We start from the raw sequence: 14,376 nt of genomic DNA, 5'->3' as shown, positions 1-14,376 counted from the left end.
TTATTTTTTTCTTATACAAATAAATTTATGTTAATGAAAAGACTAGCAAAATGCTGGTCTTTTCTTGTAAATTCAATAATATATTTAATTATATAAATTAGATATGTAATTGAAAAGGAGTTGAATTTATTTGGCTAGAGAGATTAATGAATATATACAGCCAATTAATCCAACTGATGAAGAAAGATATAAAATGTTAGAAATTACATTAGAAGAAGCAAATCGAATGGAGGACTTTTATAATATAATAGAGTTGCTTAGTCCGCCTAAAGATATTACAACAATTAAAGCTCCAGGAAGCTGCAGAGGAATTAGAGTAGGAATAATAGGTGGAGGTCTTGCTGGACTAGCTTCTGCGTTTGAACTTAGAAAACTTGGTTTTGATATTACAATTTTTGAAGAACAAGAAAATCGTATTGGAGGCCGTGTCTATACTCACTATTTTGATAAAGAAAAAAAGTTTTATGGTGAATTTGGAGCTATGAGAATACCTGCATCTCATGAAACTACATGGCATTATATAAATACTTTTGGGTTAAAAACAAGACCGTTTATTCAAAATAATAAAAATACATTTATATACATAAGAAATAAACGTGCAAGAAATGATCCTCAAGGCAAAAGTGTAATGGAAAATATTTATCCTGAATTTAATTTAACTCCAATGGAAAGAAATACACCTTGGCAAAAACTTATTGGTGATGCACTCGCAAGTAATTTATCAAAAATAAATCCTCAGATAAGAAAAGAATTATTACAGGTAAAATATGAATATTCACCAATAATTCAATATTTAGGAAGCCTTAGAATAAGAGAAGTGCTTGAAAAAATGGGATTAAGTGAAGGAGCTATTGAGTTAATATCAGGATTAGCTCCTTTTCTTGGTTCATTTTATTATAATAGTTATTCTGAAAATTTAATTGAAGAATATACTGTAGATTATGCTTATAGGTATGAAATTGTTGGAGGTATGATTAATTTTCCACTGTCATTTTATTATTCCTTATTATCTGAAAGACCTAAAGAATATTTTAATATTAAAGAAGTAGATTTAGGTAAAATAACCTGGGAAAATGGAAAAATAGTAACTAGCATATTTAGAGATGATAAATCAAATAATGTTATACTTGAATATAAAAATCAAAAATCACTAGAAACATTAAGACAATCCTTTGATTTTGTTATTTGTGCGATTCCGTTTTCAAGTCTTCGTAATGTAGGCGTATATCCTATGTTTAGTGCTGGAAAAATGCAAGCTATAAAAGAAGTTTTTTATACATCAGCTCAAAAAACTGTTTTTATGTGCAAAGAACAATTTTGGGAAAAAGGTAGTGAAAGTGAACGGATAGTTGGAGGGGGATCAAGTACTGATTTACCAATTTCAACTATATGGTATCCTAGTCACAATGTAAGTATTAATGATGCTACAATGAAAAGTGAAGGTGCTTTTGATATAAAAAATAATAATTTGTATAATAAACCAGGAGTATTACTATCGTCATATAATTTAAACTTAGATGCGATACGCGTTGGAAATTTAGACGATTACGTGCGGTTTGAAAAAATAAAAAGACAGGTTGAAGCTGTTCATGGACTTGAAAAAGGATATCTTGATTCAATAGTAGAAGAATCTATTACTGTAGATTGGAATAGGGAAAAAGGTTTTTATGGAGGATTTTGTTATTTTATGCCAGAGCAGCAGAAACTGTTCTCATATGCTATGGAACAGCCTGAATATGATAATAAAGTTTATTTTGCAGGGGAACATATTTCTTTAACACATGGATGGATAGAAGGATCTTTAAGTACAGCAATGAAAGCTGCCAATAGTATAGCAGAGTATTGTAAAAGAATATAATAATCGGCTACCTTAAAATAAGGGAAGAATATTCTGTTTTTTGGTGGCTTTTTTGTAGAAAAGTATATATTAATAATTACATTTTTTTAGTATAATGATACTTGAAGGGAGTAATTATAATGAGAAGAAAAAGAAGTAATAATCACAGTAAAGTTATATTAGGTGGTGTGATTTCTCTTTGTAGTTTAATGGCTATATATTTAGGAGTATCATTATATTGTATTAATCATTTTAATTTTGGTTCTACAATTAATGGGATAGATGTTTCTGGGAGGACAGTTGAAGAAGCTGAAAATAAGTTATCATCAGAAATAAATAAATATACTTTAAGCTTAGATGAAAGAGGAAATAAAACAGAAGAAATTAAAGCCGCAAATATAGGTTTGAAATATGATAGTAGTAAAATTAAGGAATTGAAAGATAACCAAAACCCTTTTACATGGATTTCTACGCTTTTAAAGAAAAATGATTCTGATATATATCAAATAGTTAGCTATGATGATGAATTATTAAATAAAGCTATAGATAAACTTAATTGTGTAAATAATAGTGAAATAGAAAAGCCACAAAATGCTAGCTTTACATATGTAGATGGAAGTTATCAAATAGTAAATGAAGTTTTAGGGAATAAGATAAATAAGGAATCTTTACATGATGCTTTAGGAAAGGCTATTCTTAATGTGCAGCCACAAATAAATTTAGATTCAAATAATTGTTATGAAGACCCCCAATATACTTCAGACTCGCCAGAAGTTATAGATACTAAAAAGGCACTTGATAAATATGTATCAACTAAAATTACATATAAATCAGATAATAAAAAAGAAGTTTTAGATGGAGCTACAATAAATAAGTGGCTTAATGTTAATGATAAGATGGAAATCACATTTGATGAAGCTAAAGTTCGGAATTATGTATATAAAATTTCAAGCATGTATAATACCTTTGGAAATACAAGAGATTTTGTTACAACATCTAAAAAAACAATACAAGTAAGTGGAGGGAATTATGGATGGATTGTTGACAATGCTAAGGAAGCAAAGGAATTAATAGAAGCTGTGAAAAATGGACAAGATATAACAAAGGAACCAATATTTTCACAAAAAGCAAAAGTCAAAGGCAGTAATGATGTCGGAAATACATATGTAGAAATTGATATGACAAAGCAGCATTTATGGTTTTATAAAAATAGTGTATTGGTTGTAGAAGGTGATGTTGTAACTGGAAATGCAAGTACAAATACGTTAACGCCAGCTGGTACATATGTATTAAATTATAAAGAAAGAAATGCTAAATTAGTAGGTGAAGATTATGTTTCGCCAGTTGACTATTGGATGCCTTTTAATGGGAATATAGGAATTCATGATGCTAGTTGGAGGAATGAGTTTGGTAAACAAATATATATAACTAATGGCTCTCATGGATGTATAAACTCACCTTATGAGTTAGCTAAGACAATTTATGAGAATATTGATGCAGGAACTCCTATTGTATGTTATTATTAATAAGTTATTATAAAAAGATTAATTATTAATGCATCATAATTAAAAGTCTTCCAATATTTATATTAAAAATATTGGAAGGCTTTTTTGTTTATAAAAGAGCTAATTGTAAATAATATAGTTAATTCAACCTTTTATATTTAGCCTAATTTTTTTATTAAACATAAGTTTTTATTCTAATATATGTTGGTATTTCAATTTTACCTTATTAATAATTAAATTAAAAAAAATGGCGAAGAGATTTTATCTTTAATTGCTAACCGCAATATATATTAATATCATTCAAAGATAAATGAAATTATAAATTGTGAATGAAAAATAAATTTTTATATCTATTTTATTAAGAGTAACAATCTTTTATCTTGATTATAGATAATGGAAAATAATTATTAATAAAAATTAAAAATTAGTTGACAAGTCATAGTAATAGAGTTAATATAAAATTGTAAAATATAATTGAATTAAATTAAATTTATAAAAATTATAAATCGGATTCTATTTACTAAATTATAAGAATAAAATATACATTAGCTAAAAAGGGGAATGTAGTATGAAAGATGTTATTATAGTTGGTGGAGGACCAGCAGGTTTAGTTGCAGCATTATATGCAGGAAGAGCACAATTAGATGCTTTAATGATTGAAAAACAATTTCAAGGTGGTCAAATGGTTACTACAAATGAAGTTGAAAATTATCCAGGATTTGTAGATATAACAGGATCTGATCTTGCAAATATTATGTATGAGCATGCAAGGAAGTTTGGTGGAACAATGGAATATAAGGAAGTTTTAGATATACAAATTGATGGAGAGATAAAAAAGGTTATAACAGATACTGAAATATATGAAGCTAAAGTAGTTATATTATCAATGGGAGCTAAGCCTAGAAAGTTAGGGGTCGAGAAAGAAGAAGAATTAGGAGGAAGAGGAGTATCTTATTGTGCTACTTGTGATGGTGGATTTTTTAGAAATAAAATAGTTGCTGTTGTAGGTGGTGGAGATACAGCTGTAGAAGATGCATTACACCTTTCAAGAATAGCTGAAAAAGTGTATTTAATTAGTAGACGTGATACTTTGAAAGCTAATAAAGTTGCACAAGAAAAATTATTTAAAACTAATAATGTAGAAATAATTTGGGATAGTATAGTTACAAAACTATATGGTGATAATAAATTAGAGCAAATACAAGTTACAAATAACAATACTAATAAAATAGTTGAATTAGAAATGAATGGTTTGTTTGTAGCAGTTGGAAGTAACCCATCAACAGAACTTGTTAAAGATTTAGTTGACTTAGATAAGAATGGTTATATAATTGCAGGTGAAGATTGTAAAACAAGTATAGATGGTATATTTGCAATAGGAGATATACGTACAAAATCAGTTAGACAAGTATTAACAGCTGCATCTGATGGCGCAGTTAGCATTTATGAGGCTGAAAAATATTTAATAAATCATTAAAACAAGGAAAAATATAAATATATAAAATTGATAGTGTAAAGTAAGTTATGAAAAAATAGAAGTGAAAAAGTAATCTACACTATTAAGTAAAAATGTTTAATTTTACAATTTTGAGGAGGAAAAATATGAACGTTAAATTTAAAGGAAATGAAGTAACATTAGAAGGAAATACAGTTAAGGTTAGAGATATTGCTCCAAATTTTGTGGCAATAGATAATGGTATTAATCAACTTGATTCAAAAGAGCTAAAAGGAAAGAGAGTATATGTAAGCGTACCTTCAATTGATACAGCAGTGTGTGATATGGAAGTAAGAAGATTTAATCAAGAAGCTTCAAATTTGCAAGGGGTAAAAATATATATAATATCAATGGATTTACCTTTTGCTCAAGCAAGATGGTGTGGAAATGCAGGAATAGAAAATGTACAGACATTGTCAGATTATAAGGATAGAAGCTTTGGAAAAGAATTTGGTACTTATATTAAGGAACTTGGTCTTTTAACAAGAGTAGTATTTGTAATAGATGAAAATAATATAGTAACTTATGTTGAATACTGTGAAGAAGTAACATCAGAACCTAATTATGGAGCAGTTTTAAATGCTTTAAAATAATATAAGTCATATAAAACTACTTAATTAAAAGCTCATCTCAAATAGGGATGAGCTTTTTAAATATATTTTAAATAACATATGTTAAAAGAATGATTAGCATGCAAAAGTGAGTGAAAGCAAATAAATAAAAAAATTAAACTATCAGTCAATTTGCCCTTGAATATGTAAAAAAATAATTGTATAATACATACTGTTAGTATACGAACAATATGCATGGAAATAATGTGTATGAGAATAATTAATATATGGAGGGATAAGATGAAAAAGACTATGTTAGTTGGTTTGGTTATAGCAATGATGTTAAGCATAAGCGGTTGTAGTTCAGCCAACAGTTCAAATTTAAATAATATTTCTAAAACTACTGAAAATAATACTAACCAAACTAAAAATAAATATATTATGGCAGGAAAAATCGATACAAACGATCAAGTAAATATAGCTTCAAAAATTTCAGCCAGGGTTTCAGAAGTGTTCGTTGATATTGGAACAAAGGTTAATGCGGGAGATGCTATTATTAAACTGGATATACAAGATTTACAGGCACAAGTGGATCAAGCTCAAGCAGCAGTAAATACTGCAAATGCAAATTTAACTAATGCTATGAACAGTACACGTCCAGAGCAAATTGCTCAAAATCAGGCAACATTAGATAGTGCAACTGAAAGCTATAAAGTTGCAAATAAAAATTATGAACGTACAAAAACTTTAGTTGAAGCAGGAGCAAGTACTCAGCAACAATTAGAAACTGCACATCAACAGCTTGTGGCAGCAGAAGCACAAAAAAAGTCAGCTGAAGAACAGTTGAATGCACTTAAAAATGGTGCAACAGAAACATCTATAAATGTTTACAAGGCACAAGTTGAACAATCCGAGGCAGCCTTAAAAACTGCTCAAACAACATTAAATAATGGAACTATTTCATCACCAATTTCAGGAGTGGTAAATGCTAAAAGTATTAATGTTGGTGAAATGGCTTCACCAGGTGTGACTCTTGCTTCAATATCTAATGCAAATGCATTATGTGTAAATGCTTATGCACCACTAGATGTTATAGGTCAACTTCAAGAAGGACAAGATGTTGTTGTTAAAGTAGCAGAAGTGGAAAATATAGAGCTTGAAGGAAAAATAACAGTGATAAATACTAAATTAAATTCTCAAAGCAGAAATATTTTAGTTAAAGTAGCTTTATCTGATCCAAAGTCTCAGTTAAAACCAGGAATGTTAGCAGAAGTCGGATTAAAAGAATAAGGGAAGAGGTGATTTTAATATGAAGGAAAAGCGTAAATTATTAATTATTGGAATTTTAATAACAATTGTGATAGCATTAGGTGGGATTGTGTTTTACTATTGGTATGAAAATACATATTATGTTTCAACTGACGATGCAAGGGTTAGTGCGGATTTAGTTAGTGTAACTCCACAAATTACGGGGAAATTATTAGAACTTAATGTGATAGAAGGAGATACAGTTACTAAAAATGAAATATTAGCTCGTCAAGACATGAATGGGCTTCCAGATACAAGCATTGAACAATCGTTGATGAGGGCACCTATTAACGGTGTAGTTGTAAAAAAACAAGGAACAGTTGGAGAATTTTTATCAGCAGGCCAAAGTACAATTAGCTTAATAGATCCTAGTAAACTATATATAACTGCAGATATTGAAGAAACAAAACTTGGAAAAATAAAAGTTGGTCAACCTGTTGAGGTTACTATAGATCAATATGATTCAAAAAAATTTACTGGAAAAGTTAAATCTATAGGAGAAGTTTCCAATTCAGCTTTATCAATTTTACCATCATCAACTAGTGGTACATTTACAAAAGTAGTTCAAAGAGTAGCAGTGAAAATTGAACTTGATGATTTTGACAGCAAAATTCTCCCAGGAACCAATGCCGTTGTTAAGATTCATGTTAAGTAATGGGGTGATAACATGGAAGAGAAGAGTAAAGGATTATTAAATAGCTGGTTAGCATTAGGTGTAGTTGTAATAGGAACCTTCATGTCTATACTAGACAGTAGTATAGTTAATATTGCTCTTCCAAAGATGATGTCTGTTTTTGGAATGCCTTTAGATGATGCTAAGTGGATTATAACAGCTTATTCATTAACACTTGGAGCTATTATACCATTAACGGGATTTCTTCAAGATACTTTTGGATCTAAAAAAATATATATGTTTGCTTTAGGTATGTTTTCTGTAGGGTCTTTATTGTGTGGTTTTGCCTGGAGTGGTGGAACTATGATAGCCTTTCGTATACTTCAAGCTCTTGGTGGTGGTATGATAATGCCAGTAGGAATGTCAATCATATATAGCTTGTTTCCTAGAGAAAAAATAGGACTTGCTCTTGGTTATTGGGGAATAGCAGCTATGGCTGCACCAGCTATAGGACCAACACTTGGAGGATTTATTATCGAAAAGTTGGACTGGAGAATGATTTTTAATGTAAATGTTCCTATAGGGGTAGTCGGCGTAATAATGGCAGGAATTTTATTAAAAGATTCAGAAAAAAAACCATTTAAATCATTTGATATAATAGGATTTTTATCTTGTACAATTGGATTAGTGAGTGTGTTATATGTGCTTGGGGAAGGTTCTTCAATTGATTGGAGTAAGATGGAAAATGCAATATTAATGACCCTTGGAATATTAAGTCTTATATTATTTGTAGTAAATGAGCTTACACATCCAAATCCCTTATTAGATTTGCGAGTTCTTAAGCTGTTTGATTTTAGTATAAGTTTAATTATAACTAGTGTTTTAACTTTAGCACTTATGGGATCATCTTATATATTACCTATGTTTTTGCAAAATATAAGAGGATATACTGCTATTGAAACAGGTCTTATTATGTTACCTTCTGCATTGGTAATGGGAGTTTTGATGCCTATAAGTGGGAAGATGTTTGATAAAATGGGTGCAAAACCTCTTGTAATACCGGGACTAATTATATTAGGTATTAGTTCTTATGAACTTGCAAATACTATAAATACGAATACAAGTAAAGAGTATATAATATTAGTTACTTGTATTAGATCAATCGGACTTGGGCTTGCCATGATGCCAATTAGTACAGCTGGAATGAATGCTGTAAAAACAGAATTAGTATCACGGGCATCAGCTCTTAATAATACGATTAGGCAAATAGCAGGTGCACTTGCTGTAACTATAGTATCTACTATAATGCAAGGGAGAAGCGATTATAATTATGCTAAATTAGCAGAACAAATTAATGTTTATAATAAAGCTTCAAATGATATGATAAGTACGTTAACCAAATTATATATGCATTCAGGAATGCCACAAAGTAGTGCTAAAGCTTCAGCAGTATCTAAATTGACACAAATTATACAAGGTCAGGCAACTATCGATGGGATGGCATATGCTGTCATGGTAACAGTTGCGGCAGTAATAATGGCTTTGATTTTGACTTTATTTATGAAAACTAGAAGATAACTTTAAAATACGGAGGTGAGAAAAGTGAATTCCAGAAAGGATTTACCTAGTGTAAATGATGAATTAACTCAAAAACAAGCAGATGAGATAATTGATATATTTAAAAACATTAGAAAGGCTATTAGCTTCAAATCTGAAAAAAGTGCGAAAAAGTATGGGTTTACAGCACCTCAATTAGGTGTCATATTTCATTTATATATGATGCCGTCAATAACTCTTAATAATCTAAGCGAGCATATGGTTTTAACTAAAAGTACAGTTTCAGGCATAGTTGATCGGTTAGAAAAACAAGGTGTTGTAAAAAGAGAAATACCAAAAAATAATCGAAGAATTGTAAAGTTATCACTTTCGGAAGAATTCAAAAAAAATAATGATGTATGTAAAATGAAAAAAGAATTTATTACTGGTTTTATAGCTGAGGCTATAAAAAACACTGATTCAGATGAAATAAAAAATATGATTGATGGATTAAGACAATTAAGCATATTGTTAAATGAAAATGAATAAAAATTTCAAAGAAGCACCTCATTAATATAAAACTGCTTTAATGCAGATTATATTAATGAGGTGCTTTTTAGGTAGAATTTTCAATATGTTTACAATATTTTGTAACTTTAGTATAATTAATATTATTGCGTTATAATTTTTGAGAATATAGCGTAATAATATCTATATGCTAACGTAATAATAGATAGATAGATAGAAGAAATAAATTGGGTAGGAGGTATATTTTTTGAAAAGTAATAAAGTAAAAATTTCGGACGTAGCAAAAGCACTTGAAACCTCTACAATTTCTGTTAGTAGAGCACTTTCGGGGCGAGTAGGTGTTGGTGAAGAATTAAGAAATAAAATTTTAAGTAAAGCAAAAGAGATGGGATATTTTAAAGAAAAAACTAATAATGAAATTAAAATATTCGTCCTTCATCAAAAGCCGTTTGTACAAGATACTAGTAACTATAGTCATATGGTCCAAGGCATTGAAAAAGCTATACAAAAAATTGGTTCAGAATATGATTTAGAATTTGTAGATAAAGATCATCAAGAAGAACTTTATTTACCTTATAAACTTCAAAAGGGAATAAGTTTTGATGGAATTATATTTATTGGAAGATTCAATAATAAGTATGTAGAGTTTATTTCTAGTAAAATAAAGAATCAAGTTTTTTACACTGGTTATTCACCTTCTTTTGACTGTGATAGTGTTTGGTATAACTTTAATAATGGTGGTTATAAACAATGTGAATATTTGATTAAAAAAGGCCATACCCAAATAGGTTTTTTAGGAAACAGCAGTGTATATAAAAATAAAGAAAAGGTTCTTGGAATAACTTCAGCTTTGGAAGATTATAAGTTGACTACAAAAGATGAATTTTTTATATATAAAGAAAACTTTGAAGAAAAGATGCTTAATTTAATTAATAGCAAGGATAGACCAACTGCCATAGTGTGTCAATGGGATTATACAGCAATAAAACTTATAAAGTTTTTATACGATAAAGGAATAAAAGTGCCAGAAGATATATCTGTTATTGGTAGTGGAAATACTGAAATGTCTTCATTATCTATACCAGCCTTAACAACTTTGGAATTAAACATTGATTATGCTTGTGAAGTTGCTGTGTCACTTCTTTTTAAAAGAATAAGAAATCCAGAAAAGCCTTATGAAAATATTACAATAAATAGTGTTTTAGTTGAAAGAGATTCTGTAAAATGATAATTTGTTTAAGATTTTCACTTGGAATAGGAGATGTTATATAGGTAAAACGATATTAATTAATTTTATTAAAGAACATAAAATTTCATATTTTATTGGAATAATATTTGTGCTAGTTACATCTTACATTCAAACTCTTTTTCCCAAAGTACTTGGAAATACAATAGATATTTTAAAGGAAAATGATTTTAAATCGAGTTTTGTACACGTAAATATTGGTTATATGATGCTTATTGCATTAGGTACCTTTGTAAGTACTTATATATGGAGAAATCTTATTATTGGAAATGGAAGGAAGATGGAGTGTTTTCTTAGAGAAAAACTTTTTGAACATTTTCAAAAATTATCGCTTGAATTTTATAATAGAAGAAAAACAGGAGATTTAATTGCTTATGCTATAAATGCTATAAATGCTGTTAGAATGACCTTTGGACCTGCAACTGCAATGTTAGTTAATGGAATTGTAATATGTGTTATATCTATTTATTCAATGGCACAATCTATAAATTGGGAAATCACTCTTTTATCACTAATGCCAATACCTTTTATTGTATTTATAATGTTTAATATTGGTAAAGTTGTAAAAAGATGCTTTATTGAGGTTCAAGAAAATTTTGCTTCAATTTCAGATAGAGTACAGGAAAATATAAATGGTATTAGAGTCATTAAAGCTTATGTACAGGAAGATGAAGAATGTACAAAATTTGAAGAATTAAATGAAAGAATGTCAAAATCAAATTTAGATATGGTACATACATCATCTTATGTATCACCAGTGATTGAAATATGTTTTACTATAAGTTTTGTTTTAAATCTTATTATTGGTGGAAAAATGGTATTAAAAGGTGATATTTCATTAGGAGATTTTATTACTTTTAATGGATATCTTACTATGATAATGACACCTATAATTTCAATAGGTCGTATTATTACAATATTTCAAAGAGGTATGGCATCTTTAAATAGGTTAAATGAAATATTTGATAATGAAATCGAAATAAAGGGAAATGAAAATTCTATAAAAACTTTTTTTAAGGGAAATATAGAAATAAAAAATTTATCTTTTTCATATCTAGGTTCAAAGGAAACAGTTTTAAAAGATATAAATTTGAGCATTCTCAAAGGGTATACTTTGGCATTATAGGAAAAACAGGTTCAGGCAAAAGTACGTTAGTTAATTTATTATTAAGAATGTATAATGTTCAAAATGAAATGATATTCTTTGATGGAATAGATATAAATGATTATAATCCTAAAAATTTAAGAGATAGCTTTGGATTTGTACCACAAGATAATTTTTTATTTAAAGCATCAATATCAGATAATATAAAGTTTTTTAAAGAAATATATTCTGATGAGGAAGTTACAGATGCTGCTAAAAATAGCTGTATATTTGAAAGCATCATGGATTTTCCAAAAAAATTTAATACAATCCTTGGGGAAAGAGGAGTTAATATTTCTGGTGGACAAAAACAGAGAATTTCGATTGCAAGAGCTTTAATTAAAAATCCTGAAATACTTATATTAGATGATTCACTTTCAGCAGTAGACACGATTACTGAAGCACAAATTTTAAAAAATATTAGAAGAACAAGAAAAGATAAAACTTCAATAATAGTAGCTCATAGAATATCACAAGTTTTAGATGCTGATGAAATTATAGTAATGGATAATGGGAAAATAGCTGAAAGGGGTACTCATTTAGAATTAATTGAGAAAGGAGGATTATATTATGATATCTACAAATCTCAATTTAATGGAGAAAAAAATGGATTTAAAAGTGAAATATCCTAAAACTATAAGAAGGCTATTAAAGTTAATGCTACCATATAAAAAAAGAGTTATTCTTGCATGTATATGTGTAATTATAGTAAATGCAGCTCAATTAATTAAACCATACATATTAAAATTAGTAATCGATGATTTCTTAACTAAACATATTGTAGAAGATGGATTGTATTCAATAACAACTATGGGAATATTATATTTTGCAGTAGTTGTTATGAGTGTTTTTTTCTCAATTACTCAGGTAATGTTAATAAACAAAGTAGGACAAGATATAATGAAAATACTAAGAAGCAGAGTATTCAAAACTGTACAGTTATTACCTCTTTGGTATTTAGACAAAACTTCATCAGGAAGCTTAATAACAAGAGCGACAAATGATGTTGAAGCATTAAGTGAAATGTATACAGATGTTTTAATCAGTTTTTTTAAAGATGTATTTTTAATAATTGGAATAGTATATACTATGTTGATTATAAATGTAAAGCTTGCTTTAATTTTATTTTGCGTAGTTCCTTTTATGTTTGGAGTAGTATTTATTTTGAAAACCAAAATAAAAAGAAATTTTACTAAGATGAAAAGTTTAATTGGTAAAATAAATGGATTTATGGCTGAAAATATATTAGGAATGAAGTTAGTACAAATATTTCATGGAGAAAAAGAAAAAAAAGAAGAATTTTGTGAGCTGAATAATGAATATTTTAAAGCTACATTATTTCAAGTTTGGATGAACAGCTTTTTAAAACCTGTAGCAGATGTGTTTCAAAGTTTGGCGGTAGCTATATTAATTTGGTACGGTATGGGTAAAATTACTGACCAAAGCTTAAGTGTAGGAATATTATATGCATTTACAACATATATAAAGCAATTTTTTAACCCTATATCTGATTCAGCAGATAATTATACAACTATTCAATCAGCTTTAGTTTCAGCTGATAGGATATTTGAATTATTAGATGAGGAGGAAAATCTAGAAAATTTAGATTTAGGTATTGGAGCAAGTTATTTCCGAGGAAATATAGAATTTAAGAACGTATGGTTTTCTTATAATAATAAAGATTGGATTTTGAGGAATGTAAACTTTAAGTTAAATAAAGGACAAACAGCTGCTTTTGTTGGAGAAACAGGGGCTGGAAAGACAACTATAATTAGTCTTATTAGTGGATTTTATAAGGTACAAAAAGGTGAAATTTTAATTGATGGAATAAATATTAATGAATTAAAGAAAAGAGATCTTAGAAGAAATATAGCAGTGGTGCTCCAAGAAGTATTTTTATTTTTAGGAACTATTGAGAAAAATATAACCTTAAATGACATTATTGAAAAAGATGAAATAGAAAGAGCTTTAGAAATTTCTTATGGAAATGAAGTTGTAAAAGGTTTAGCATGGGGAATCAATGAGCCAGTTATGGAAAGAGGGAGTACTCTTTCATTAGGACAAAAACAATTGTTATCTTTTGCTAGAGCAGTAGCTCATAATCCTTCAATTTTTGTATTAGACGAAGCAACTTCTAATATTGATACTCAAACTGAAAAGCTGATTCAAAAGGCTATTAATAATATTACAAAAGAAAAAACAACGCTAATAATAGCTCATAGGCTTTCAACAATTAGAAATGCAGATGTAATAATTGTGCTGAAGAATGGTGAAGTTTTAGAAATAAGAAATCATGATTCTCTTATGGAATTAGGGGGATATTATAGAGAATTAATTGTAAAGAAGTAAAACAATTAGTATTAATATATAAGTTCTAATTAATTTACTACATTAAAATTATGTTCAGCAGCTAAGTATATGTATTTTATTTATTAGAATATGGTTAAATAATAAAAAGGAGTGCAATAATTTTAAAGACACAATTTAAAATATAAGTCATTCAAGAAAATAATTATATATTGTGGTTTAAAAACTTAATTCTAACTTTTTGTGAGCTAATCAGAATATATATATTATAAACTTAAAAAATAACCTATAAAAATACAATTATCA

At 28.3% G+C, this 14,376-nt stretch carries 12 protein-coding genes; all 12 read left to right on the top strand.

From position 1 onward, the window contains the following. Window positions 1-193 precede the first annotated feature (193 nt). The gene (locus CLPUN_RS05315; protein ID WP_198944290.1) at window positions 194-1,858 is read left to right on the top strand and encodes a flavin monoamine oxidase family protein; all 1,665 of its coding nucleotides are present in this window, start codon (window positions 194-196) and stop codon (window positions 1,856-1,858) included. 119 nt (window positions 1,859-1,977) lie between these two features. Beyond that, entirely contained in the window at window positions 1,978-3,363 is a 1,386-nt protein-coding gene (locus CLPUN_RS05310; protein ID WP_077846289.1) for a L,D-transpeptidase family protein, read from the top strand. A gap of 547 nt (window positions 3,364-3,910) precedes the next feature. Beyond that, window positions 3,911-4,819 (top strand): thioredoxin-disulfide reductase, encoded by a 909-nt coding sequence (gene trxB, locus CLPUN_RS05305; RefSeq protein WP_077846288.1) that lies wholly within the window; start codon window positions 3,911-3,913, stop codon window positions 4,817-4,819. A 125-nt stretch (window positions 4,820-4,944) separates the two neighbouring features. Beyond that, complete coding sequence (tpx, locus tag CLPUN_RS05300) at window positions 4,945-5,430, top strand: thiol peroxidase (RefSeq protein WP_077846287.1); 486 nt, start codon at window positions 4,945-4,947, stop codon at window positions 5,428-5,430. A 258-nt stretch (window positions 5,431-5,688) separates the two neighbouring features. Then, window positions 5,689-6,678: an HlyD family secretion protein gene (locus CLPUN_RS05295; RefSeq protein WP_077846286.1), complete on the top strand. Its 990-nt coding sequence runs from the start codon at window positions 5,689-5,691 to the stop codon at window positions 6,676-6,678. A 19-nt stretch (window positions 6,679-6,697) separates the two neighbouring features. Further along, the gene (locus CLPUN_RS05290; RefSeq protein WP_077846285.1) at window positions 6,698-7,351 is read left to right on the top strand and encodes an HlyD family secretion protein; all 654 of its coding nucleotides are present in this window, start codon (window positions 6,698-6,700) and stop codon (window positions 7,349-7,351) included. A gap of 12 nt (window positions 7,352-7,363) precedes the next feature. Continuing rightward, the gene (locus tag CLPUN_RS05285; RefSeq protein WP_077846284.1) at window positions 7,364-8,887 is read left to right on the top strand and encodes a DHA2 family efflux MFS transporter permease subunit; all 1,524 of its coding nucleotides are present in this window, start codon (window positions 7,364-7,366) and stop codon (window positions 8,885-8,887) included. 24 nt (window positions 8,888-8,911) lie between these two features. Continuing rightward, a complete protein-coding gene (locus tag CLPUN_RS05280; protein ID WP_077846283.1) occupies window positions 8,912-9,394 on the top strand; it encodes a MarR family winged helix-turn-helix transcriptional regulator in 483 nt (160 codons plus the stop codon). Window positions 9,395-9,620: 226 nt separating this feature from the next. Then, entirely contained in the window at window positions 9,621-10,601 is a 981-nt protein-coding gene (locus CLPUN_RS05275) for a LacI family DNA-binding transcriptional regulator (RefSeq protein ID WP_077846282.1), read from the top strand. A gap of 4 nt (window positions 10,602-10,605) precedes the next feature. After that, complete coding sequence (locus CLPUN_RS28550; RefSeq protein ID WP_242954052.1) at window positions 10,606-11,745, top strand: ABC transporter transmembrane domain-containing protein; 1,140 nt, start codon at window positions 10,606-10,608, stop codon at window positions 11,743-11,745. Further along, the gene (locus CLPUN_RS28545) at window positions 11,661-12,395 is read left to right on the top strand and encodes an ABC transporter ATP-binding protein (RefSeq protein ID WP_341424242.1); all 735 of its coding nucleotides are present in this window, start codon (window positions 11,661-11,663) and stop codon (window positions 12,393-12,395) included. Before CLPUN_RS28550 ends, CLPUN_RS28545 begins: the two co-directional genes overlap by 85 nt. Continuing rightward, window positions 12,334-14,112, top strand: coding sequence for an ABC transporter ATP-binding protein (locus CLPUN_RS05265; RefSeq protein ID WP_077846281.1), 1,779 nt, complete (start codon window positions 12,334-12,336; stop codon window positions 14,110-14,112). The genes CLPUN_RS28545 and CLPUN_RS05265 overlap by 62 nt, the downstream gene beginning before the upstream one ends. Window positions 14,113-14,376: the final 264 nt, after the last annotated feature.

This window comes from Clostridium puniceum (assembly GCF_002006345.1).
GTDB lineage: Bacteria > Bacillota > Clostridia > Clostridiales > Clostridiaceae > Clostridium > Clostridium puniceum.
Note: the sequence above shows the minus strand (reverse complement) of the source record. Positions and strands in the feature narration are given on the sequence as shown.